This window comes from Dyella ginsengisoli (genome assembly GCF_044904665.1).
Classification (GTDB): domain Bacteria; phylum Pseudomonadota; class Gammaproteobacteria; order Xanthomonadales; family Rhodanobacteraceae; genus Dyella_A; species Dyella_A ginsengisoli.
On the sequence record NZ_JADIKM010000005.1, the window covers coordinates 1 to 22,403 of the forward strand.

A 22,403-nucleotide genomic window follows, 5' to 3' on the forward strand; every position below is an offset into this window, starting at 1 on the left:
GTGGAGAGAGCTTTTGGCATTGGGCCCTCGGCGCTGACGGAGGCCATGGGCATGCTCAACCACCATTTCGCAGCAGCCGCCTGATCGGCGCAGAGCGACAGCCTACCTCTGACTGCCGCCAATCTTTGCAACAGAGCCCACGGTGGCAAGGCCAACGGCTGCCGAGAGAGCGAACATCGCAGTCTTCGGGATCGCGGGCGCAAGGACGTTGACGAGGATGGGCCAGAAGAATCCGCTGTATGCGAGCACGTAGAAGATGCCGGTGAGCAGCGAGCGGTCTTCAATTCGAGCGATGAGCGGGATTGCCCGCAGGCCAGCGGTGAGCAGGAACCCGTAGGCGCAACCCAGAAGCACAGCCGCGGGGAACAACAGAGGCGTGTACCGAGTAAATTCCATTCCCGCACCGGCGATCATGCCGAGGCACAGAAGCACCAGGCCGCCGACGAATGCGGTGCCGAGTCCCTGGCGTAGCGCCAGCCGCGAAGCGACCGGCTGCACCAGGACGCCGCTCAGCAAGGTCAAGGCGGCTACGGCCCCCGTTGCGGCAATGCCGGCCTCCCCGAGATCCGCGGTCTGCGGGAGCACGACAATGGCTGCGGCTATGCTTCCGAACACCCAGGGAGCGGTGGGAAGCACCAGGCGAAGAAATAGCGGGTTCCGAAGCGCCGCGCCGATTGTCGGCCGGTTCTTCGCCGACGTGCGCGGCGCGGTCTCCGGGGCGGACCAGACGATCGGAGCGACACAAAGCATCAGTCCGATATGGACGAGATACGGAAGCGCTGCAGGGAGGATCAGCCATTGAGCCAGTCCGCCCGACACCAGCGGCCCCAGTGCGAAGCCGCTGGTAAGCGCGACCGCCGTCAGGATGGGGGCCGACCGTCGGGAGCCGGAGCGGTCGTTCAACTCGCTGAGCCACACCGTTCCTGGACCAAAGGCAGCGCCGGCAGCAAGGCCGACGATCACTCTGCCGAGGGCGAGCAGCCCGAAGGAGCTGCCGGCGAATAGCAGCACGCCGGAGCCGACGATCGACACGAGGATCACCGCCCGCATCAGGTTGCGTCGCCCCCAACGGTCCGACAGCCGCGCACCGAAGAGCAAGGACGGAAAGAGCCCGAGCCAGTAGGCGGCGAACACCACGGCGATGGCGGTACCGCTGAGGACCTTCGCGTAGACGAGGAGCATCGGGGCGAACATGTTCGCTCCCCATCCGACGGCGAACATCGCAACGGCGGGACGGTACGGGCTCTTTGAGGTGATTTGCTGTTCTTGCATGCCGATCCTGGTGGTGCGACGCCACAGGTTCGGTTCAACGAACGGGAAGGATTTCGAGTGCGGGCGTGTCGAATCGACCCGTTCACCTCAATCGGCCGGATTTCGGCGATGCCTGGCGACGCCCTGCGATGGTCGGCCTTGCCATCGTTGGAATGTCAACGGGGGCGTGGAAACACGGTCATGCGTCACTGCGGCCAGGCGGGACATCGTCCCCGCCCAAACCGTGGTTTTCCTTGCATTGCTTCAATGCCGGTGACCGAACGCCGGGTGATCGTGGTCGTGGTCGTGGTCGTGCCGCCCCGGACTCTGGCGCAGATTGCAGGCGTTCTCGTCCACCTCCGAGTTCCAGTCGATCGCAACGGTGGCGTGCTGGATGTTGAACTGCTCGCGTAGTGCCTTGTTGACGAGCTTGACCACCGCCTTGGCTTCATCGTCGCTCTGCGGACGGATGTGCAGCGTTGCCATCGTCCGGCCGGAGGTGAGCTGCCACACATGGACATGGCTGACGGCCGCCAAGCCGGGCACGGCGCCCAGCAATCCACGCTCCACCTTCTCTGGAGAAGCGTCCTCGGGCGCGCCTTCCAGCAGGATGTGCAGCGACTTGGCCAACAGCTTCCAGGCACTGCGCAGGATCAGTGCTGCCACGGCCACCGAGAGGATGGGATCGATGGGCGTCCAGCCCGTGTAATAGACCACGATCGCAGCGACGATCGCGCCCACCGAGCCCAGCAGGTCGCCCATTACATGCAGGATGACCCCCTTGACGTTGACGTGGTCGGTCTCGCCGCGCGTCATGATCCACAACACCAGGAAATTGACCAGCAGGCCGACGATGGCCACGATCAGCATGGGGCCGGCCAGGATTTCAGGCGGCGCGAAGAAGCGCTGCCAGGCTTCGTATGCGATCCAGCCCACGATGGCGAACAGCGTCACGGCGTTCACGAATCCGGCGATCACCTCGAAGCGTAGATAGCCGAAGGTGCGCTTGCTGTCGGCAGCGCGCCGGCCGAACCGGAATGCGGCATAGGCCAGGGCCAACGCCGCCGCATCGGTCAGCATGTGGCCTGCATCGGCCATCAGGGCGAGGGAGCCAGAGAAGGCTCCGCCGAGCGCCTCCACCACCATGAAGGTGAAGATCAGGACGAAGGACAGCAGCACCTTGCGCTCGTTCGTGCTGGTGACGGTCGGCGCGTGCGAATGGTCGTGGTCATGACTGTGACCATGATGAGAGTGGGAGTGGGACATCGGGGGCCTCGGCCGCTTGGATTGACGATGCAAGAAAATATAACACATGAACATATGTTCATATGAACTATATGAATCAAGCTCGCTCGCAACGTGGCGGCGGTATCCGGGGCATAAGGCTTGGGGTTGGGCAACAGCGACCCTCGACGGGCCGCTGTTTGGCATGACCGACCTGGCGTCGCGCCCGGCTATTCGTCGCCGTGGTCTTCGGCGATGTGGATGGCCATATCCAGCAGCACGTGGCTCACGTGCTTGTCCGCCACTTCGTAGAAGATCTGCTTGGCTTGGCGCACGCCTTTGACCAGGCGAGCCCCGCGCAGCAGGCGCAGATGGTGGCTCACCAGCGATTGCGAGAGTTCGAGGCTTTCCGCGATGTCGCCCACCGCGGACGGCCCTTTCATGCAGAACAGCAGGATGCGCAGCCGCGACGGATCGCCCAGCAGCCGGAACGTCTCGGCCAGGATGGTCACGTCGTTGCCGGACAGCGATGCCAGATCGATGCTACTGCGGGGACTGTCGGTTGATTTCTTGCTTTTGGTCATTTCTCGGAGACTCCTATCCTTGGAAGGTCGTCCCTGCCTTCCCGGGACCGACGAAGCTGCGGCCATCGACAGGGAACGGTGCCCATCTGCAACATAGTGCTTTACCTTCCCACGATGGTAAGCCGCAAGCTATGCCCATGTCGAACTTCAACTGTGGAAAGTAAACCATGAGCATGCCAAGCATCTCAGATAGCCGGGCCGCGTTAGCCCCTATCAGTCTGCCCATCGAGGGCATGACCTGCGCGAGCTGTGTCGGCCGCGTGGAGGCTGCCCTGACCAAGGTCGAGGGCGTGGACAGCGTGTCCGTCAACCTTGCCACCGAGAAAGCGGAGATCCGCCTGGCCGGCCCGGTGGATCGCGCGGCGCTGATCCAGGCCGTGGAGAAGGTGGGCTACGAGGTGCCTGCCAGCGTCGTGGAGCTGGCGGTCGAGGGCATGACCTGCGCCTCGTGCGTGGGCCGTGTCGAAAAGGCACTTAAGGCGGTGCCCGGCGTTGCAGAGGCTGCCGTTAACCTTGCGACCGAGCGCGCCACCGTGCGCGGAACGGCCTCGATGGATGCCTTGGTGGCCGCGGTCCAGAAAGCCGGCTACGAAGCCAGGGCTGTCGATAACAGCGCCCAGGCCGACGACGAGGCTGCGGAGAAGAAAGACGCCGAACGGGCCGGACTCAAGCGCGACCTGATCCTGGCCGCCGTGCTGGCGCTGCCGGTGTTCGTGCTCGAAATGGGCTCGCACCTGGTCCCCGGGGTGCACCATTGGATCAAGTCCACCATCGGCATCCAGCAGAGCTGGTATCTGCAGTTCGTGCTGACGGCGCTGGTGCTGGCCTTCCCTGGACGGCGCTTCTACACGAAAGGCTTCCCGGCCCTGATGCGCCTGGGGCCGGACATGAATTCGCTGGTCGCGGTCGGCACGGCCGCGGCGTTCGGCTACTCGGTGGTGGCTACCTTCCTTCCCAACCTGCTGCCGGCGGGAACGGTCAACGTCTACTACGAAGCAGCCGCGGTCATCGTGGCGCTGATCCTGCTCGGGCGGTTCCTGGAGGCGCGCGCCAAAGGCCGCACCTCGGAGGCCATCAAGCGGCTGGTCAAGCTGCAGGCCAAGGAAGCGCACGTGCTGCGCGATGGCCGCGCGGTGGATATCCCGATCCAGGATGTGGCGTTGGGCGACATGGTGGAGGTGCGTCCTGGCGAACGGGTGCCGGTCGATGGCGAAGTGACCGACGGCCGCAGCTTCGTGGACGAGTCGATGATCACCGGCGAGCCGATCCCCGTCGAGAAGACGATCGGCAGCACGGTGGTCGGCGGCACCGTCAACCAGAAGGGGGCGCTGACGCTGCGCGCCACCGCCGTGGGTGGTCAGACGATGCTCGCGCAGATCATCCGCTTGGTCGAACAGGCGCAAAGCTCCAAGCTGCCGATCCAGGCCGTGGTGGACAAGGTGACACTGTGGTTCGTGCCGGCGGTGATGCTGGCAGCGACGCTGACCTTCTTGGCCTGGCTCATCTTCGGGCCGTCCCCGGCGCTGACCTTCGCACTGGTCAACGCGGTGGCCGTGCTGATCATTGCCTGCCCCTGCGCCATGGGGCTGGCCACGCCCACGTCAATCATGGTCGGCACCGGCCGGGGCGCGGAAATGGGCGTGCTGTTCCGCAAGGGCGAGGCGCTACAGTTGCTTCGGGACGCCAAGGTGGTCGCGGTGGACAAGACCGGCACGCTCACCGAAGGCCGCCCGGTGCTCACCGACCTGGAGATCGCGCCCGGCTTCGACCGCAGGCAGGTACTCATGCAGGTCGCTGCCGTGGAATCGCGTTCCGAGCACCCGATCGCCCGGGCCATCGTCGAATCTGCGACGGAGGGAGGCACCACGCTGCCGACCATGGCCGATTTCGATTCGGTCACCGGCATGGGGGTGCGCGCCACCGTGGATGGGGTTCGTGTCGAAGTGGGTGCCGATCGCTTCATGCGCGAATTGGGTTTGGACGTCGGCGGCTTCGCCGGAACGGCCGAGCGGCTGGGCAACGAAGGCAAGTCGCCTCTGTATGCCGCCATCGACGGCCGGCTGGCCGCCATCATCGCGGTTGCCGATCCGATCAAGTCCAGCACGCCCGCCGCCATCGCGGCCCTGCACCAGCTCGGCCTGAAGGTGGCGATGATCACCGGCGACAACGCGCGCACGGCGCAGGCCATCGCCAGGCAATTGGGCATCGACGAGGTGGTGGCCGAGGTGCTGCCCGAGGGCAAGGTCGAGGCGGTGCGCCGGCTGAAGGCCACCCACGGCCAGATCGCCTATGTGGGCGACGGCATCAACGATGCGCCTGCGCTGGCCGAGGCCGACGTGGGTCTGGCGATCGGCACCGGCACCGATGTGGCAGTGGAATCGGCCGACGTGGTGCTGATGTCCGGCAACCTGCAGGGCGTGCCCAATGCCATCGCGCTGTCCAAGGCCACCATCGGCAACATCCGCCAGAACCTGTTCTGGGCCTTCGCCTACAACACGGCGCTGATCCCCGTGGCCGCCGGGGCGTTGTACCCGGCCTGGGGCGTGCTGCTGTCGCCGGTATTCGCCGCTGCGGCCATGGGCATGTCGAGCGTGTTCGTGCTCGGCAACGCACTGCGCCTGCGCCGCTTCCAGCCGCCGCTGGATACGGCCTCCGCGGCTTCACACTGAGAAAGGAGGACGACCATGAACATCGGTGAAGCGTCCACGGCATCGAAGGTCTCGGCCAAGATGATCCGCTACTACGAGGAAATCGGCCTGATCCCGCCGGCGAACCGAACCGACGCGGGCTACCGCGCCTACACGCAGTCCGATGTGCACCGGCTGCATTTCATCCGGCGCGCGCGTGATCTCGGATTCTCGGTCGCCGAGATCAGGGACCTGCTGGGCCTTTGGAACAACAAGTCGCGCCAGAGCAGCGACGTCAAGCGCCTGGCCCAAGAGCACATCGAGGACCTTGAGCGACGCATCGAGAGCATGTTGCAGATGGCCGAGACGCTTAAGACGCTGATCAGTTGCTGCGCGGGCGATGACCGGCCTGACTGCCCCATCCTGCATACCCTTGAGCAGCCGGACGACAACGATGGAGAACCCGAGGCGCGCACGGGGGCAGTGCAACGCCGACGGCGCACTCCTGCATCAAAGAAGGGCTCACGAGCACGCTGAGGACGTCGGGCGGGACAGGAACTCTCCATCAGGATCAGTGAAATGTTCCTGCCGCTGAGCGACTAGAGCGTCCTTAGCCAGCGAGAGATACGGGTTTCCTCCTCAAGGCGACCGCCAGCGACAGCACGGCCAATGCCAGAGGAATGAAAGACACCCAGAGTACCGTGGTCCAGCCATAGGTACTGAGCAATCCACCGGACAAGAAGGAGCCTACGGCCATCAATCCAAAGACGATGAAATCGTTGAGGGATTGAACCCGTGTCTTTTCCTCGGGGCGGTGGCATTCCAGGACCATCGCGGATGCTCCCAGAAAGCCGAAGTTCCACCCCAGGCCCAGCAGGATCAGCGTTGCCCAGAAATGGGCGACGTCGATACCTGCAAGGCCCACGGCAGCGGAGAGCCCGGTCAGCAGCAGACCCACGGTTGCCACGCGGCCCGCGCCGAAGCGTTTGATCAGGCTTCCGGTAAAGAAGCTCGGCCCGTACATGGCGATGACGTGCCATTGAATTCCCTGGTTGGCCGATTCCTGCGAATGGCCGCACATGTGCATCGCCAGCGGCGCGGCCGTCATCAGGAAGTTCATCAGCATGTAGGTCACCGCGCCGGTGATGGCCGCCGCAACGAAGCGCGGTTGTCGCGCAATCACCGCCAGCGGCCTGCCTCCGGCCACCTCGGCCGCCGTGGGCATCGGCAACCGAACCCCCAGCAGGATGAGCGCCGACACCGCTGCGACAGCGCCTTGTGCGAGGAAGGTGGCCGCAAACATGTAGGGCGGCCACATGTTCATCGTGTAGTTCACGAGCTGCGGCCCCACGACTCCGGCCGCAACGCCGCCCGCCATGACGAGCGATAGCGCACGCGCACGCCGATCCGGTGCCACGCCGTCAGCCGCCGCGAATCGGAAGGTCAGCACTACGGCGGCGTAGCCGCCACCCAGGAAGGTTGCCAGGCAGAACAGCCAGAACGAGCCGATGATGACCGCGAGCATGCCCAGCAGCCCAGTCAGCACGCCGGCCCCGGTTCCCACGAGGAAGGCTGTGCGACGCCCGTGACGCCGGGCTATCGCTCCCGCAGGCAAGATGCACGCGGCCATGCCCACCACGAAGATCGAGATGGGCAAGGTAGCCAACACGGGAACCGGCGCGAGCATGTCGCCGACGATTGCCCCGGTGGCGTAAAGCACGGTCGAGTTGGCCCCCGCCAGCGCCTGCGCGATGGAAAGGCGCCAGATGTTTCCGCTCTGCACTTTCTCGGGCAGTTCGTCCGAAGCGCCTCCGATGGAGGCTGTACCGTTATCTGTCATAAGTTCTGGCTTTCGCTCGGAAGCCCTGCGCGCAGGGCTGGATTGGTCAAATTCAATCTGGGCGGTTCATGGTCAACACCATGCGGAACTTCACGTCGCCGGATTTCATCCGCTGATAGGCGTCGTAGGCCTTTTCCAGAGGCATGGTTTCGATCCAGGGTCGCACGTCTGCCAGGACGCTGAAGTTCAATGTCTTCTCGTTCTCGTAGGGCGTGCCGGTGATCGAGCCGAGGATGCTGCGCTGGCCGCCGACCAGCAGGCCGGCGGGCACTTGCAGGGGCTGCTTGCTCGGGTTGAGCACCACCAGTCGCCCCTCGGGTGCCAGACCGGCCAGTAGCCCCGATACCGTTTCGGCATGGTCGATCATGGTCACGATGGCCTGTGCGCCGCCCAGGCTCTTGAGCCGGGCGGTCGCGTCCTCCTCGTTGGTGTCGATGTAGAGGTGGGCACCCAGCTTCAGTGCATCTTGCGCGATGTCGCTGCCCCGGCCAATGGCGATGACCTTGAATCCCATGCGACGCGCGTACTGCAATGCCATGTGCCCCAGGCCGCCGATGCCCAGGACGGCCACCGTGTCGCCGGCCTGCGCGCCGCATTTCTTGAGCGCGTTGAAGGTCGCAATGCCGGCGCACAGAATCGGCGCGGCTTCCTCGGCATCGAGTTCGTCCGGGATCGATACCAGCCCGGTGGCCCGCGCCAGCATCATTTCGGCGTAGCCACCGTCGCGGCTCGCTCCTGTGATGGGCTGGTTCAGGCAAAGCTGGAAGCGTCCCTGCCGGCACTGCACGCATTCATTGCAGTGTCCTCCCATGCGGCCCACGCCCACGCGCTGTCCCACCTTCCAGATCGAGGGGGTGTGCTCGCCGAGCGCGGCAATGCGGCCGACCACCTCGTGTCCCGGTACGCGCGGAGGTTGCAGTGCGGGATCGGCTCGCTCGATGTCGCTGGCATCGGCACCGCAGATGCCGCAGGCTTCGACCTCGATCAGCACCTCGCCGATACCCGGCAGCGGTGCCGGGCGCTCCACCAGCTCAAGGAAGCCCGGCCGGGTGACTTGCATCGCGCGGTAGGTAGTCTTCATGGTCGCTCCAAAAATCGTTGAAATAGGCCAAGGGCGTCAGGGCAAGGCCGAGGCCAGGCGGCTCAATGCCTCATCGACCACGCTGCGCGGGCAAGCCAGGTTGATGCGCATGAAACCTTCGCCGGCCGCTCCGAACTTGTGCCCCGGGTCCAGCCAGAGCCGCGTGCGACGCAGCAGGAAGTCATGCAACTCGGCCGGCGGCATCCCGAGTGCGCGGAAGTCCACCCAGGCCAGGTAGAGCGCGTCGGTGGGCGTGACGGTCAGCGGTAGCCCCAAGGCCTCGACCTGCGCGGCGAAGTGCCGCTGGTTGCCGCGCACGTAGTCGAGCATGGCGTCCATCCATGGTTCGCCGTGCCGGTAAGCCGCTTCACAGGCCGCCGTGCCCATCGTGTTGACGAGGAACACGCCGTTGCGCTCGCACTGCGTCCAGTACCGCTGCCGATGGCGTTCATTGGGGATGAAGATGTTGGCGCAGGAAAGCCCGGCGATGTTGAAGGTCTTGCTCGGTGCCGTGCAGACGATGGTGTTCGATGCGATCTCTTCGTCGAGCATCGCCAGCGGAACATGACAGCGCCCCTCGCCGAACACCAGATCCTGGTGCACCTCGTCGGAGACGATCAGGATGCCGTGCCATTCGCAGATTGTGGCCATCGCCAGCAACTCTTCGGCCGTCCATACATTGCCGGTCGGGTTGTGCGGATTGCAGAGGATGAACAACCGGGTGCCCGGCTGGATGGCGGCCTCGAACGCCTCGGGATCGAAGCGGTAGCGGCCCGCATCCAGCGTCAGCGGTGCCAGGGCCAGGCGGCGGCCGTTGTTGACGACATCGTGCAGGAAATGGAAATAGACCGGCGTCTGCACCAGCACGTGGTCGCCTGGCTGGGAGAACGCCTGGACCGCCATGTTCAGCGCGCTGATGACGCCCGGCGACTGCACCAGCCATTCGGGCCGGGCCTGCCAGCCGAAGCGGCGCGCTTGCCAGTCCACCGCGGCTTCACGGTAGCTGTCCGGTGTGCCGCCGTAGCCGAGCACGCCCATCTCCACCTGTTTGCGCAGGGCGTCGAGGATCGGTGGAGCTACCCGGAAATCCATATCGGCCACCCACATCGGCAGCGGATCGGCCGCTTGTTGCTCGGGCGTCAGGAACGCTCGCCCATGTTCCCACTTCATGGAGTTGGTGGTGCGCCGGTCGATGAGGGTGTCGAAGTCGTACATCGCTGTTTCTTTCCTCTGTCAATGCAGGACGGACGCCGCCGTGTTGGGGGCGCACAACGCTTCGACCCCAAGGCGTGCTGCCTCGATAGCTCCGGCCACGTAGCCGGGGAAGTTGGGCGACCATTCGCTGGCGATCCCGACGATCCGGTTTCGCCAAGGGCCCTCGGTCGAACTCCTGGGCGGTGGAATCGGATGGTTGAGGTCCGGGTTGTCATCGCCGGCAACCGCGGTGTACGGGTCGGCGGCCCAGTCCTTCAAGAATTCCGCCTTCGGCCGCGCTGCCTTGTCTCCGAACAGCCGGACGAACTGGGCGCGACAGTGGGCAAGCAATACCGCGTCCGGTGTCTGGCGCCGCACCTGGGCGGGCACGCCCAGAAACCCGAACAGCGCGGCGTCGCCCTGGTTGGACGAGGCGTCGTGGATCTCGCCCATCGGCCCGACCGCGCTGCGCGCCTCGCCGGACAGGCCTTGCTCACGCCAGAACGGCGCGTCATAGACAGCGACGTACTTGGCATGGGGCGCCATCCAGGTTCCACATGCCTGCCATCGCCGCTGCAGCACGTCCGGCAGGGCCGGCGTAAACTCGATGGTGCTGGTGGCGAGCTTGGGCGGGACCGCCAGCAGGACATGCGCGACGTGGTAGGAGGCGGCTTGTCCGAGCGCGTTGTCGGTTTGCACCTCGATGCGATCGTCATGCTGCCGCAGACCCGTCACCTGGCGACCGTGCACGAGCCGGTCGGCAGGCAGGCGGGCGCGGATGGCGTCCACGAGCGCGCCCATGCCGCCAGCCAGGCGCAGCGCGGGCGGCGCGGAGGTAAAGCCATCGACACGGCTTGGCGCATGCGCCCTGGACCGCTCGATCAGCATCTGGCCGTCTTCATGCTGCTGGACGGTCTCCAGGCCGAGCTGTTGCACGAGCTGCTGCAGGGTCGGGTGCATTGCCGGCCAGTACCAGGTCGCACCCAGGTCGAAGCGCCCCATGATCGACCTCTCGGCCGTGCCATCGTCATGGTTTCTGGAAGCATCCGGCCAGGAAACGATCCGGCCGCCGAAGGTCCCTCGGGCCTCCAGCACCACGTAGTCGTGGATGCCGCGCTCCTCAAGCAGCGCAGCCGCGTACAGTCCGCTGAGGCCGCCACCGACGATGGCGATGCGTGCATGCTGCATGGCTATACCTCCACCGCCGCCGCGGCCAGATGGCCGGTCTTGAGATAGACCGTGGCACCGTGTTCACCGGCGCTGATCTGCGCACGATCACCCACGGGCAGGCGTATCCAGCTTCTGCTGTCGCAGCGCTGGTCATCCACCATCATCTCGCCGGACAGTACCAACAGCTCGGTGCCGCCGTCGGGATCTGCCGGCAGCACCTCATGCGCTGCCAACCGCTGCAAGCTGACCTGCTCAACAGCACTGGAGAACAGCCGGCAGACCTGGCGGCCATCCTGATGGGACCAGGCGGCCGGGTCCAGCGTATCGATGCGCACACTCTGCCGGTCGTCCGGCTGCATCTGCCAGAGCTTGACGAAGATCAGCGCGCCTTCGCCGCTAGAGGGCTGATGGCTGGAGCCAGGCGGGTTGCGCAAGTACCAACCTGCCGGGAAGTGGGCGTCACCTTCGGAGAAGGTCCCCGACAGCACGAGGATTTCCTCTCCACCCGGATGCGGGTGATGCGGGAACCAGGAATCCGGTGCGTAGCGCACGATGCTGGTAGCCCGGGCTTTCTCCGCACCCACGCGGTCCAGCATTACGCGCTCGACCCCTCCTTGGGGGGAAGCGACCCACTGATGCTGGCTGGGCGTCACGATGGCTCGGCGCGAGAAATCGGCGTTGATGCGCATTGGGAATATTCCTGTCGCAGCAGAAACGCGAATTGGCCCGGATCGCGGGCCAACCCGTCGTTGCCTGCATGGCTTACTTGCTGGGCAGTTGCGCGTGGGTATCGAGTACCCGCGCCGAATAGACGAGTGCTGCACCGGCATTCAGGGCAATGGCGACCCCAAGCGCTTCAGCGATCTCTTCCTTGGTGGCACCGTACTCCGCTGCCTTTTGCGTGTGCACGGAGATGCAGCCATCGCAGCGCGTGGTCACGGCGACGGCCAGGGCGATCAGCTCGTGAACCTTGGGGTCCAGGTGCCCGGGCTTGGCGACGAATTCACTGAACTTGGCCATGCCCTCCATCACGTCGGGGACCAACGCAGCGAAATCGCCCACACGCTCTTGCAGCGCGCCTCGGTATGCGTTCCAGTCTTGCATCATGAGATCAACCTTTCTTTGTCAAAAAATGCCGGGTGGGCGGTGGGCACACCCGGCAACGATGAGCATCACGCAACCTGGTAGATGCGCACGTCGGGATCGGCTTCGAGCAGGGGCTTCAGACCCGCCACCACGTCGGCGGTGAACAGCTCGCTTTGCAGGTAGGCGCTTGCGTTCTCCTTGGTGTCGAACCCGTGCAGCACCTGCACGTCTTCGTCGCGCACGAGCAATTCCTTCGACTTCGCGCCGGCGATGGTGTCGAGGAACGGGCCCTTGTACTTCTGGTAGACACCGGCGGCGGCCGCGCGGTTGGCGTCGGCGATCTTGAGGGTGATTTGCAGATAGACCATGTGCATTTCTCCTAGATAGGGTGATGAAACAAACGCAGGTAGGGGCAAGCGCCAATGCTTACCCGTCGTGCCTCAATTGCGGCCAGCCATGACGCCGCCGTCCACGTCCCAGATCGCGCCAGTCACCCAGCCCGCCTTGTCGGAGAGCAGGAAGACCACAGCCTCTGCGACATCCTGCGGGGTGCCGACGCGGCCAATGGGATGGAAGCTGTTGAAACCTTGCATCGCGCCATGCACTTCGGCTTTCGGAATGAAGCCCTCGTAGATCGGGGTTTCGACCACCGCTGGCGACACGGCGTTGACGCGGATGTGCTTGGGAGCCAGCTCCATCGCCAGGTGCTGGGTCAGGGAGTGCAGGCCTGCCTTGGCCATCGAATAGGCGGAAGACGGGGTGGCGGCGATGGCCTGCTTCGCCCACATCGAGCCGATGTTGACGATGGCGCCCGGCTTGCCCTTGGCGGCAAGATTGCCGGCGACCTTCTGGGTGATGAAGAAGAACGCCTTGTTCAACTTCATGTACTGGTCATAGTCGGCGTCCGAGTGTTCCAGGAAGGGCTTGGGGAAGAACACGCCGGCAGCGTTCACCAGCAGGTCGATGTCGGGGTGCTGTTCGTCGATGGCCTTCAGCAGCGCGGCCACGTCCTCGTCCTTGGTCAGGTTCGCGGTCAGCGCCGACACCTGGCCCAGCGCGGCCAGCTCCTTGCGCGCTTCCTCGGTTTTCTCGGGGCGGTTGCCCACGATCACCACGTTGCCGCCCTGCGCCAGCACCAGCCGGGCCGTTTCCTTGCCCATGCCGCTGGTGCCGCCGACAACGAGTAGCTTCTTGCCGCTAAATTGATTGCTCACTGTGAATCCTCTCTATGCTGGGGATCGCGGCGTTGCCGACAAGAAAAGCTGTCGTGCGTCGTTGGGACAATTGGCCTGTGCCGGCCGCCGCCTTCGTAACGGATATATTCAATCCACTGGGGTATATGAATTTTTCCTCGATTCCCATTCCTAGACAAATGAGATAAAGTTTTTCTGTGTAGAAGAAAAACTTTATTGCAATGAAATCACCCGTCCACCTGAATGCCTTGCGGGCGTTCGAGGCCAGCGCGCGCCACCAGAGCTTTTCCGCGGCAGCGGCCGAACTGAACGTGACGCCGGCAGCCGTTGGTCAGCTTGTGCGCACGCTGGAGGACGCGCTGGGGGCGCCGCTGTTCGAGCGGAGCAGCAGTGGGAAGGTGCGGCTGGTGCCGACCGAGGCGGCCGAGCGCGCGCTACCCGATATCCGGGCCGGGTTCAGTCGGTTGACGCTGGGTATGGAGCGATTGCGCGAGGGATCGACCAGCGGGGTGCTCACCGTGACGGTCAGCCCGGCGTTCGCCGCCAAGTGGCTGCTGCCGCGCATCGACCGATTCCAGGCCGCGTGCCCGGATACCGACGTGCGCCTGGACACCAATCACAAGTCGGTGGATTTCGTGGCCCAGCGGATCGATATCGGCGTGCGCTACGGCCTGGGGAACTGGCCGGGCCTGCAGGCCGACAAGCTCATGGATGAAGAAGTGTTCCCGGTGTGCTCCCCGGATCTGCTGCGCCAGCGCGGAAAGCTGCGTAAGCCGGGCGATCTGGCACGGCAGACCCTCATCCATGACCTGTCGATGGTCGGCCATGCGGGCTTCCCCACATGGGAGGCGTGGATGGAGAAAGCCGGAGTGGCAGATGCCGCGATGATCTGGCGCGGCTTGCAGATCAACAATTCAGCGGCCGTCCTGCAGGCGGCAATCGAGGGACACGGCATCGCGCTCGCGCGCAGCGTCATGGCGCGCGACGACCTGGCAAGTGGCCGCCTGGTGCGGCTCTTCCCCGACGTCAGCTTTGCTCTGGAGGTCGCCTACTACGTGGTTTATCGCCCCGAGTGCGCCAGCCTGCCAAGGCTGGTGGCTTTCAGGAACTGGCTGTTGGATGAGGCGGCGTCGCAGAACGAGCCATCCGCTATCTAGGCGATCCCTTCGCGTGGGCCGCCAGAACGCCGGGGCGGTGCCTTCGTATGTTCGCGTTTTCGGGACGATTGCCCCGTTCCAGATCGCCCGGCATGGAACGCTTGAGGCGAATCTGCCCGCCGTGGGACGATGGTGCCAATGTATTAGGCTGAATTGTTCAGAAGAGCATACGGAGGGATTCATGCAATCGAGCAAGATTCGCGGGCTGGCGCTTTCTTGGCGGGTGGCTGTAGCAGGACTGGCTCTGGGATTGACCATGACAGGTGGGGCCGCTGCCCAGGATGCAAGCCATCCCGTCATCGCTGGCTATGGCGCGATCATGCCTGCGAAGGATGTCGCCAATGCCCCAGACCCATCGCTGCGCTATCGGGTAGCGTTCGAGGTTACGCGGTCGGCAAGCGACAACAAAGAGGTCAACCCTGCGCTTGATCGGGTTGCCCGCTTCGTGAATTTGCTGGGAGCATCGGGAGTCCATCCCGCTCAGGGCGACATCGTGGTGGTGATTCACGGCCCGGCCACACCGTCGATTCTGACCGATGCCGCTTATCAAGCGCGGTTCCACACGGAAAATCCGAATGCCGCGCTGGTAGCGGCACTGCAACAGGCCGGCGTCAGCGTCCACGTGTGCAGCTACGCACTCGCCAATCAGAAGATTGAGAGGAGCGCCGTTGCCAAGGATGTAACCATCGACGTCGCAGCGATGACTACGCTTGCGACCCTTCAGTTGAAGGGCTGGGCGCTGATCTCCGGTTGACGATTCAAGCATTGGGCAGGCCCGTTCAAGAAACATCGCTGGACCGGGGTGCCGAGCCAAGGTGCTACGGCTGCACGGATAGGTAGGGGTTGTTCGGCGGGAGTTCGCCGAACAGTCCCGCAGGGTCTTGCAGCAGGTAGCCATGCAATCGGCGGGACTTCCTCGGGCCAGTGACTTCGCAGGTCCAGATGTTCAGGCCGTTGGCATGTTTACGGTGCAATTGCAGCCGCTCGAAGCGCTTTTGCACCCACTGCCAATCCTGCAGGTTCTCCTGCTTGGCCAGCGCGCCTACCTGCAGGTGCTCTTGCGCATACCGCTGGAACACGCCGGGACTGACCAGGTATCCGGTATCGCTCACGGTATGCACCAGCGCCTTCGCATCGTTGATGATGAGCCGGTGGGAGGCGATGCCCTGTTGCAGCCATGCCATGAAGTGCTCGCCAGACGGTTGCGTCGCCGAGGACGTGGGTACGGGTACAGGAGCCGGAACCGGCGCGGCTGTATTGGGTGGTGCGGCAGGCGCCTTGTCCAAGATGGCTTCCGCGTTCTGCGTGGCGTCGGGCGAATCGCCCATTCCCACCATCGCCAGCATGTCTTCCATCACGTCGGGCATGGCCGGGGCCTTGGCTTGGGGAGACGGCGCGATGCTGCCGCCTTCCCACGGCGGAGCCTCTTGGCTTTCCACGGTGGACGTCTTGCCGTCCACAGGAAGGGGAAGCGATGCCTCGGCCTCTTTGTCCGCGGGTGCCGTATCGATCGCTACCGTGCCTGCGAACGGAGGCGGCCGCTCGTCAGGCTCCCAAATCAGTGCCGGTGCGAGGCGCAACAGGGTGAACGAGTGGGACCAGCCGGTCGAACTGGTCACGGTCGCGCGCCAGATCGCCTTGCCTTCGGCCGTCGGCTGCAACATGCGGTGGTCCTGGAGCACATTGAACACGGCGGTGTTGTTCGCAGGGATGCCATCGACGCCCTGGGACAGTAGGTGTGCGCGGAGCTTGTCGGAAACGGTCTTGCTCACCAGCCATAGCGCATCCTCGGTGAGCCAGCCATCGGAGGCTTCGGGTTGGTTCAGTTTCAGCTCTTCCTTGAGCAGGTAGCGCAGCCCGTTGACCAGCTTGCGTTGGAGCGAGTGCTTGGGTGCGGCCATGGCGCGCGCGGGATCGCCGCCCAGCTCCTGGGCGACGGAGGCGCGGTCGGCTTGCACGACCAGCTCGCCCAGCACCCCGGCGTGCTCATATTGCCCAGCCAGCACGTAGAGCAGCGGTGCCCACAGGGACGGATAGCCGCTGAGCCAGTCGAGCAGATCTCGGTCGAGCAGTTGCCGGTAGAGCAAGCCCGTCGCGGCGCTGTGGAGCCGGTACTCGCGATCGTCGCGGTAGCGGAAGCGGTACGGCTGACGTAGGGGGCCGTGCCATGGGTGCCAGGTGCTGCCATCGGCCAGCTCGACGTGCAGATCGACCGCCACCTTGCCGATGTCGTGCAACAGTGCCGCGTAGGCGACGGCCGCAGTCCAGGCTTCGGCCTGCGCCGCCTGATCCTCGGGGCTGGCACCGACGGGTAGCAGATGGGACTGCCGCAGCTTCAGGCCGTAGGCGACGATTTCCAGGCCGTGGTCGAGCATGCCGCCCAGGTAGGCATGGTGATGTGCCTCGGAGGCCGGAAAGCCCTGGACCAGCTCGGCGTAACGCTCCAGCGGCGCACGGTACAAGGTGGCGAACTGTCTGCGCGAAAGAGAGGTGCGTTGCCAGATGTGCTCCAGCAACTTCTGCCGGCGCGGGGTGGCCAGCAGCGATGCGGCCGACTCCGGCCGCATCAACCCTTTCGGGAGGTCGATGGCGGGCGGTGGCGATGGAGCGGCGGCGACCGGGGGCCGTTTCCGCTGGAACAGGGAGAGCATGTCGATGTCCTCATGGCGGGCCGGCCAGGAGGCCTTTTGGCCTTTTCGAGGTAGGGCCTTTCCCCTTGCGCCCCATTCCCGTGCCGTTTCGGCCCTTTGGCCTTTCACCGTTTTGGTATAGCGGGGCTTGAGCTGCGGCTCCAGCGTCAATGCGGAACTCGCTTGAATGGATTGGACGGGGACCCAGCACCGCCCTCGGCCTATGCTCCGAGAGCGCTTTCACCAGGTAGGTCGTTGCCAAGGCGACAAAGTTGACAAAGGCGACAAAGGCGACTAGAGTGAATCCTGTCTCAAACCTACTTGGGAGATGACCATGCCCACTGCGATCGAATTCATTGCCGACCGTCTGCCGCGCGTCACCGTGGAGGATGTGCGCCGTTTCGCGGATACCGTCGAAATCCGCAATGCCCCGGCTTTCGCGGCCGAGTTGCAGGCGTTCATTCACGAGCGCGTGGAAGCGGTGAAGCTGCCCGCCAACCTCGAAGGCGAAACGGTGGCGCAGGCCTTGGAGCGCAAGGCGGCTGCGCTGCGCGCCGACACGCGCTGGGCACCGACTGAAACCGACGTCCAGCGAGGCCGCGCCGTGCTGCTCGAAGCCTTCAACCAGCCGCACAACCTGCCGCCCGCCGAGTTCGCCAAGCTGGCCGACAAGTCGCGCCAGCAGATCTACAAGGACATCCTCGCGCGCCGGTTGCTGGCGCTGAACGTGGGGCCGCGCGGCCAGAAGCTGCCCGACTGGCAGCTCGACCCGGTGAAGCAGCAATTGACCCAAACCGTGCTCCAGGAGATCGATGGTATCGACCACTGGACGATCTATCGCGCGCTGTCCGAACCGCTCGAAGGCTTGGGCGGCCGCTCGCCGGTGGATGCGGTGACGCATGGCACGATCGACGACGTGGCCGAGGCCGTGTTCAACGTGCTGGGCGTGCAGGTGCATTGAAGCGAGACCGTCATGAGCCACGAGCTGCCTTCGTTCCTGATCGATGCCGGTGAACTGCTCCAGCATGTGAGCCGCGTCGCCTATCGGGGCAGCCCCCTTTACTACGGCCGCAGCGGCACGAATCGCTACGATGACCCGGCACGGGCCTATGGCGTGCTCTATCTGGGGCGCGACCTGCCTACGGCGCTGATGGAGTCGGTGTTTCACAAGCACCAGTGGCTCGCGGACACGCAACGCTCGATCGCGCTGAAAGAAGTCCAGAGCCGGTTGGTGCGTGCCGTAGGCGTTCTGGAAGACGTGCGCCTGGCCGACCTCACGGCACCGGGCGTCATGGCGGGCTACTTCGGCCTGAACCTGGAGCAGTTGGCCAGCCGCGACTACACGTACACGCAGCAGGTGTCTGCCCAGGTGCATGCGATGTGCCGAGACGACCGCCAGCCTCTGTTCGACGGCGTGCTCTATCCGTCGCGCAACAACTATCCCGACAAGAGCATCGCACTGTTCGAGCGGACGGGATCGAAAGTCGGCGTTGTCGAGGACATCGACCTGGTTGACCATGTGGACTGGCCGCGTTTCGTTGCCACCTACCGCATCGGCGTGGAGCCCGATCCCGGTCCGGCTGGGCCATAGGACGAAGCGTCCTGAAGTAGCAAGAAGACACGTTGACGCCACGAACCGAATGAAGTGGAGCAAACTGGAATAGGTATTCCTCAGTAGTAGGAGACGACCATGAACACCACCACCACCCGCATCAGCACCGCAGAACGCCTCGGCCGCGCATTTGGCCGCGGATGGCGTGCGTATGCGCGAGGCGAACGGCGTGTGTCGAACTGGTTGGCATCCAAGGGGATGCCGCTGGCCGCCGCTGCCGTGCTGGTGTGGATGGTCAAGCTGGCCGCGCTGGGGGTATTGCTCTACACCGCCTTCTGGCTGGCTCTGTTGCTGTTGTTCGTCATGGTGGTTGCCTGGATGGCCCGCAACGCCGACTCGGGCGAAGCGTTGCCCGAGCCAGAGTGGCGAAACGGACCGGCAGGTTTCGGCCTTTACACCTACGATGGTTTCCGCATCGATCCTCATGTCGAGGATGACTAGCGGTGTTCACTTCTTCGCCACTGCATTGATCGCGATACTTCCGCCTTTCCCGCCGGCGGCCTTGGCATCAGCGGTCGCCCCGGCGAGGCCTTGCAGGACGTTGCCGGCGCGAACGCCCGCCCAAGCCAGCGCCATGATCCAGAACGTAGGCAGCACGATGAACATCGTGCCCATGACGAACATCATGAGCATGTCGCCGAAGGCGTTGTTCAGCCCCACCAGCGGATCGAAGTTGGTATGCGGCCGGTTCCACCCGAAGCCCCACCCATAGAGCGCATCGAGGATGGTGCTGTCGATCCAGCGGGCGAGTTGGAACCAGAAATCCGTGAAGAACAGCGCGAACTGCACGACGCTGACGGTAACGACTGTCTTGAGGTCGTAGGTGCCCACGAGCAGCACAAGCGGGATGCAGATGACCAGCGCCATCTTGAGCAGGGCGAGCACCATCGGTACGGCCTGGCGTACTACATCCATGGCGGGGAATGCGGCGATCGCCCCGACTGTCATCCCCACATCGCCCGCGGCACGGGTGACGATGTTCGGTAAGGACTTGTCGATCTGACCGCCGTAGTCCGTATAGACGCTGCCCTGGTTCAATTTCTGCTGCCGCGGTGACGCGATGGCGCGGATCACCGAATCGTCCACCTCGGCCCGGCTCAGGAACCCGGCCCAGCCCGCCAGGCGATTCAGCAGGCTCGGGTCCACTTGCCCCAGCAGCCGCGCGCGCAGGCCGTTGCTGCCGTCTGACCACCACTGCCTGCAAGTCGGGTAGCCGCCGCCATTGGCTACCTGCGCGAGCCCCGCATCGCGGGTGTCGTCATAGGGCCATGCTTCGCGCGCCGTGCTGGAGCGGTAACTGTCGTAGTAGCCACCCGTGTCCGTGAAAAAGCGCGAGCCGATCCAGGTCACGTCGTGCATCTGTTGCTCATCGAGATCCGGGCGCTGCATGAACAGCTTGGCGCGCGCCGGCCCGTAGCAGTCCCGCGAGAAATCCGCCACTTCCTGGGCCAGCACCGGGTCGTCGATACGGGTCGCGTCGATCTCCATCCGCATCTGCCGCAGGTCAGTGCCGCACGGGATCGCAGCCACCGAGGCGCTCGTGACGGCACGCGAAAGCGCGTGCATGAAGGCCCACCAGACCGGCACCTTCGCCGACTGGTTGTTGATGGTGCTGAAAGACTGCGACCAGCCGGTCTCCGCGGGCTGCGGCACGCTGACTTGGCACTGTGCCGAGCGTGAGCTGTCGTATTGGATGGTGCTGAGGTCCACGTCGATGAACGGAATGCCGGCGAACATCACCACCACGATGGCGACGAAGACCCGGTTCTCGATGCGCGCGGCCGAGAGCACACCCTTGTTACCTTCGTCAGCGCCTTCTGCGCGGGCCTTCAGCCATTCCTGCACGACGATGGCGACGAACGGCAGCGCGAACACACCGCTGGACACCAGTACGGCCCAGATGCCGTTGTTGACGATCCAGGACACGAGGGTGAGGTAGTACTCCAGGTAGTCGGTCGTGAAAAGCGTCATGGCCTTGATCTCCCTCAAGCGGCCTGGGTCAGCAGGCCGGCCTCCAGCGCGACGATGGCGGCGACGCCGGCGATCTCGGCGCGGATCAGCCTGCGCCGCGCCTGCCCATCTGTCCCGCTTTGGTCTTCGCGGGCCAGCACCCGGCGGCGCATCCAGAGCCATCCGTAGGCCGTTGCCCCATACACGCCCAGCCGCCAGATGAAGAAATACCCTGCCGAGGCCGCCAGCCACCGCTCCCAGGCCGAAACACTGCCGACCAGGTAGATGCCCGCGACGTTGACCCCCACAGCGGCGGCAACGGCCAGCACAAACCACAGCAGGGTTTTCGCCGCGCGCCGGCTGAACAGCCAGCGCAGGGGGCGCCAAGTCATGCGCGCCTGGTTCATGGCTGACTCCCCGGATTGCCCTTCTGGAGCTGGTCGAGACGATCAGGCACCGGGTCGCCCTCGTAGATGCCGCGCGAGCCAGTCGCGCGCGCGCCGTGGCGCTGGATGATCGCCATGGGCGAATTGTTCGCCAGCTCGCGCCGCAGCTCCAGTTCCGTCTTGAGGTTGCGGATTTCGCGGTCGAGTGTGTCGCTCTCCTTGTTTACGGCATCCACCGCAAGCTCGTTGGCCGCGACGTTGGGCTCCTTCTTCCCCGTGAGCAGCGTGCGCTGCAGCAGCAGCGCTTTCTCCAGCACGGACGACAGCGCGACCTCGGACGCCAGGCGCTGCGACAGCAGATGCTGGTCGGGCTCGTCGCGCAGTGCTTCGATCACGCCGCGCGTGATCGGCAGCGATGCACTGCCGGCCTCGCGCAGGTTCTCCGGCGTCGTGTTCTTCGCCTTGGAGACGAGACCCTGGAGCGCCTGCAGCTTCGCGTCGTACTCTTCCTGGATCAGCGGCGTCAGCCCGACGCCGGGCGTCGTCTCGGTCTTTGTGCAGGCATCGCAAGTGCGTTGTTCCTTCTCGCCGAGCACGCGCGTGGCCCACTCGACGGCCGCCTGCGGCGAGGCCCAGGTCTGGCACGAGAGGCTGCTGCAACTGGACGGCGCGATGGACGACGTATCGGTCACGCCGCGGCCGTTGACCAGGTTGTAGCCGGCGCGGGTGACATCGCCGACGACCTTGATTGCGGGCTGACCGGAGCCGCCCGCGTTGCTGCCCCCGATCCACGGCACGCCGTCATTGCCGCGGCGCGTCTCGGCCTGCTCGATGGCCGAGACCGCATCCGTACTCGACACAGCATCGCGCAGCGCCAAGCCTTCGGCCATCTGGCTCCAGCCGAGCTGGCCGCCTGCCGTGTCGGCCATCTTCTCGGCCATGGCACGGCACGTCAGCTTGGAGCGGTCGAAATCGAGACGTGCCTGCAGCACGCCATTGGTAAGCAGGTTGTAGAGGCCGGGATCGGCGCGCTGGATGATCAGCGCAGGCAAAGACGCCACCGCGCTGGTGGCGCTCTGGATCACTGACGACATGATTTGCTGGAAGCCGTTGGTGATGCCGTTGAGCTGGTTCTTCAACGTGGTCTGGATGCTCATGTCGCCGCAGATCAAGTTGCTGTTCCAGCCCACGCCCACCCCGAGGGAGCGCATGCCGGCCGCGCGTCCCATCGACACGGCACTGCCGCCGCCGATCGAGTACATGACGTCATCGCCGATGACGCTGCCGCTGGTCTGGTAGCCCAGTTGGCCCCAGGCCACGCCGCTGGCCAGCGCGAGCGTGCCGGCCAGCGCCAGGACGATCTTCGTGTGGCGTGCCTGGCGGGAGAGCGGATTGAGTGCGGTACGAATCTTCATGGT

The 22,403-nt window shown here is 65.0% G+C and carries 22 protein-coding genes and 1 pseudogene; 8 read left to right on the forward strand and 15 right to left on the reverse strand.

What is annotated here, in order from left to right; genetic code table 11:
• A pseudogene (locus ISP17_RS15800) lies at nucleotides 1–84 on the forward strand (IS6 family transposase); the annotation flags it as partial.
• Between the two features lie 18 nt (nucleotides 85–102).
• Here the strand turns inward: ISP17_RS15800 and ISP17_RS15805 are convergent.
• From ISP17_RS15805 to ISP17_RS15815, 3 genes are all read right to left on the reverse strand, one after another.
• A complete protein-coding gene (locus ISP17_RS15805) occupies nucleotides 103–1,272 on the reverse strand; it encodes an MFS transporter (RefSeq protein ID WP_077056141.1) in 1,170 nt (389 codons plus the stop codon).
• Between the two features lie 243 nt (nucleotides 1,273–1,515).
• Complete coding sequence (locus tag ISP17_RS15810) at nucleotides 1,516–2,517, reverse strand: cation diffusion facilitator family transporter (protein ID WP_011347529.1); 1,002 nt, start codon at nucleotides 2,515–2,517, stop codon at nucleotides 1,516–1,518.
• A gap of 188 nt (nucleotides 2,518–2,705) precedes the next feature.
• Nucleotides 2,706–3,059 (reverse strand): ArsR/SmtB family transcription factor, encoded by a 354-nt coding sequence (locus ISP17_RS15815; protein ID WP_011347528.1) that lies wholly within the window; start codon nucleotides 3,057–3,059, stop codon nucleotides 2,706–2,708.
• A 167-nt stretch (nucleotides 3,060–3,226) separates the two neighbouring features.
• Here ISP17_RS15815 and ISP17_RS15820 point away from each other — a divergent pair, with 167 nt between their 5' ends.
• A complete protein-coding gene (locus ISP17_RS15820) occupies nucleotides 3,227–5,728 on the forward strand; it encodes a heavy metal translocating P-type ATPase (protein WP_011347527.1) in 2,502 nt (833 codons plus the stop codon).
• 15 nt (nucleotides 5,729–5,743) lie between these two features.
• Nucleotides 5,744–6,223 carry a Cu(I)-responsive transcriptional regulator gene (cueR, locus tag ISP17_RS15825; protein WP_011347526.1) on the forward strand — a complete coding sequence of 160 codons (480 nt, stop codon included), beginning with the start codon at nucleotides 5,744–5,746 and terminating at the stop codon, nucleotides 6,221–6,223.
• A 73-nt stretch (nucleotides 6,224–6,296) separates the two neighbouring features.
• On the opposite strand, the gene ISP17_RS15830 is transcribed toward cueR, so the two are convergent.
• The 8 genes from ISP17_RS15830 to ISP17_RS15865 all read right to left on the reverse strand — a co-directional run bounded on the left by ISP17_RS15830 (nucleotide 6,297) and on the right by ISP17_RS15865 (nucleotide 13,271).
• The gene (locus ISP17_RS15830; RefSeq protein WP_011347525.1) at nucleotides 6,297–7,526 is read right to left on the reverse strand and encodes an MFS transporter; all 1,230 of its coding nucleotides are present in this window, start codon (nucleotides 7,524–7,526) and stop codon (nucleotides 6,297–6,299) included.
• A gap of 52 nt (nucleotides 7,527–7,578) precedes the next feature.
• Nucleotides 7,579–8,586 (reverse strand): alcohol dehydrogenase, encoded by a 1,008-nt coding sequence (locus ISP17_RS15835; protein WP_347111595.1) that lies wholly within the window; start codon nucleotides 8,584–8,586, stop codon nucleotides 7,579–7,581.
• Between the two features lie 57 nt (nucleotides 8,587–8,643).
• Nucleotides 8,644–9,822: a MalY/PatB family protein gene (locus tag ISP17_RS15840; RefSeq protein WP_011347523.1), complete on the reverse strand. Its 1,179-nt coding sequence runs from the start codon at nucleotides 9,820–9,822 to the stop codon at nucleotides 8,644–8,646.
• Nucleotides 9,823–9,840: 18 nt separating this feature from the next.
• Nucleotides 9,841–10,989 (reverse strand): flavin monoamine oxidase family protein, encoded by a 1,149-nt coding sequence (locus tag ISP17_RS15845; protein WP_011347522.1) that lies wholly within the window; start codon nucleotides 10,987–10,989, stop codon nucleotides 9,841–9,843.
• Between the two features lie 2 nt (nucleotides 10,990–10,991).
• Nucleotides 10,992–11,660, reverse strand: a complete 669-nt coding sequence (locus ISP17_RS15850; protein ID WP_046934841.1) for a cupin domain-containing protein — start codon at nucleotides 11,658–11,660, stop codon at nucleotides 10,992–10,994.
• A gap of 73 nt (nucleotides 11,661–11,733) precedes the next feature.
• Nucleotides 11,734–12,075, reverse strand: a complete 342-nt coding sequence (locus ISP17_RS15855) for a carboxymuconolactone decarboxylase family protein (protein ID WP_206540221.1) — start codon at nucleotides 12,073–12,075, stop codon at nucleotides 11,734–11,736.
• 68 nt (nucleotides 12,076–12,143) lie between these two features.
• On the reverse strand, nucleotides 12,144–12,425 hold the full coding sequence (locus tag ISP17_RS15860) for a hypothetical protein (protein ID WP_041836231.1): 282 nt from the start codon (nucleotides 12,423–12,425) through the stop codon (nucleotides 12,144–12,146).
• A gap of 72 nt (nucleotides 12,426–12,497) precedes the next feature.
• Entirely contained in the window at nucleotides 12,498–13,271 is a 774-nt protein-coding gene (locus ISP17_RS15865; RefSeq protein WP_011804727.1) for an SDR family NAD(P)-dependent oxidoreductase, read from the reverse strand.
• 200 nt (nucleotides 13,272–13,471) lie between these two features.
• Here ISP17_RS15865 and gcvA point away from each other — a divergent pair, with 200 nt between their 5' ends.
• Both gcvA and ISP17_RS15875 read left to right on the forward strand, forming a co-directional pair.
• On the forward strand, nucleotides 13,472–14,407 hold the full coding sequence (gene gcvA / locus ISP17_RS15870; protein ID WP_011347541.1) for a transcriptional regulator GcvA: 936 nt from the start codon (nucleotides 13,472–13,474) through the stop codon (nucleotides 14,405–14,407).
• Between the two features lie 181 nt (nucleotides 14,408–14,588).
• The gene (locus ISP17_RS15875) at nucleotides 14,589–15,161 is read left to right on the forward strand and encodes a DsrE family protein (protein ID WP_228903378.1); all 573 of its coding nucleotides are present in this window, start codon (nucleotides 14,589–14,591) and stop codon (nucleotides 15,159–15,161) included.
• A 64-nt stretch (nucleotides 15,162–15,225) separates the two neighbouring features.
• Here ISP17_RS15875 and mobH read toward each other — a convergent pair whose 3' ends face one another.
• Nucleotides 15,226–17,058 (reverse strand): MobH family relaxase, encoded by a 1,833-nt coding sequence (gene mobH, locus ISP17_RS15880; protein WP_011347543.1) that lies wholly within the window; start codon nucleotides 17,056–17,058, stop codon nucleotides 15,226–15,228.
• 313 nt (nucleotides 17,059–17,371) lie between these two features.
• Between mobH and ISP17_RS15885 the strand changes: the two genes are divergently transcribed.
• The 3 genes from ISP17_RS15885 to ISP17_RS15895 all read left to right on the forward strand — a co-directional run bounded on the left by ISP17_RS15885 (nucleotide 17,372) and on the right by ISP17_RS15895 (nucleotide 19,090).
• The gene (locus tag ISP17_RS15885) at nucleotides 17,372–17,998 is read left to right on the forward strand and encodes a hypothetical protein (protein WP_011347544.1); all 627 of its coding nucleotides are present in this window, start codon (nucleotides 17,372–17,374) and stop codon (nucleotides 17,996–17,998) included.
• A 12-nt stretch (nucleotides 17,999–18,010) separates the two neighbouring features.
• Nucleotides 18,011–18,628, forward strand: coding sequence for an RES family NAD+ phosphorylase (locus ISP17_RS15890; RefSeq protein WP_011347545.1), 618 nt, complete (start codon nucleotides 18,011–18,013; stop codon nucleotides 18,626–18,628).
• A 99-nt stretch (nucleotides 18,629–18,727) separates the two neighbouring features.
• Nucleotides 18,728–19,090, forward strand: coding sequence for a DUF3742 family protein (locus ISP17_RS15895; protein WP_011347546.1), 363 nt, complete (start codon nucleotides 18,728–18,730; stop codon nucleotides 19,088–19,090).
• A gap of 6 nt (nucleotides 19,091–19,096) precedes the next feature.
• On the opposite strand, the gene ISP17_RS15900 is transcribed toward ISP17_RS15895, so the two are convergent.
• Genes ISP17_RS15900 through ISP17_RS15910 form a run of 3 tightly spaced genes read right to left on the reverse strand, consistent with a single transcriptional unit; the run spans nucleotide 19,097 to nucleotide 22,400 of the window.
• On the reverse strand, nucleotides 19,097–20,620 hold the full coding sequence (locus tag ISP17_RS15900) for a conjugal transfer protein TraG N-terminal domain-containing protein (protein ID WP_011347547.1): 1,524 nt from the start codon (nucleotides 20,618–20,620) through the stop codon (nucleotides 19,097–19,099).
• 14 nt (nucleotides 20,621–20,634) lie between these two features.
• On the reverse strand, nucleotides 20,635–21,006 hold the full coding sequence (locus tag ISP17_RS15905) for a hypothetical protein (protein ID WP_011347548.1): 372 nt from the start codon (nucleotides 21,004–21,006) through the stop codon (nucleotides 20,635–20,637).
• Nucleotides 21,003–22,400 carry an integrating conjugative element protein gene (locus ISP17_RS15910; protein WP_011347549.1) on the reverse strand — a complete coding sequence of 466 codons (1,398 nt, stop codon included), beginning with the start codon at nucleotides 22,398–22,400 and terminating at the stop codon, nucleotides 21,003–21,005. Before ISP17_RS15910 ends, ISP17_RS15905 begins: the two co-directional genes overlap by 4 nt.
• Nucleotides 22,401–22,403: the final 3 nt, after the last annotated feature.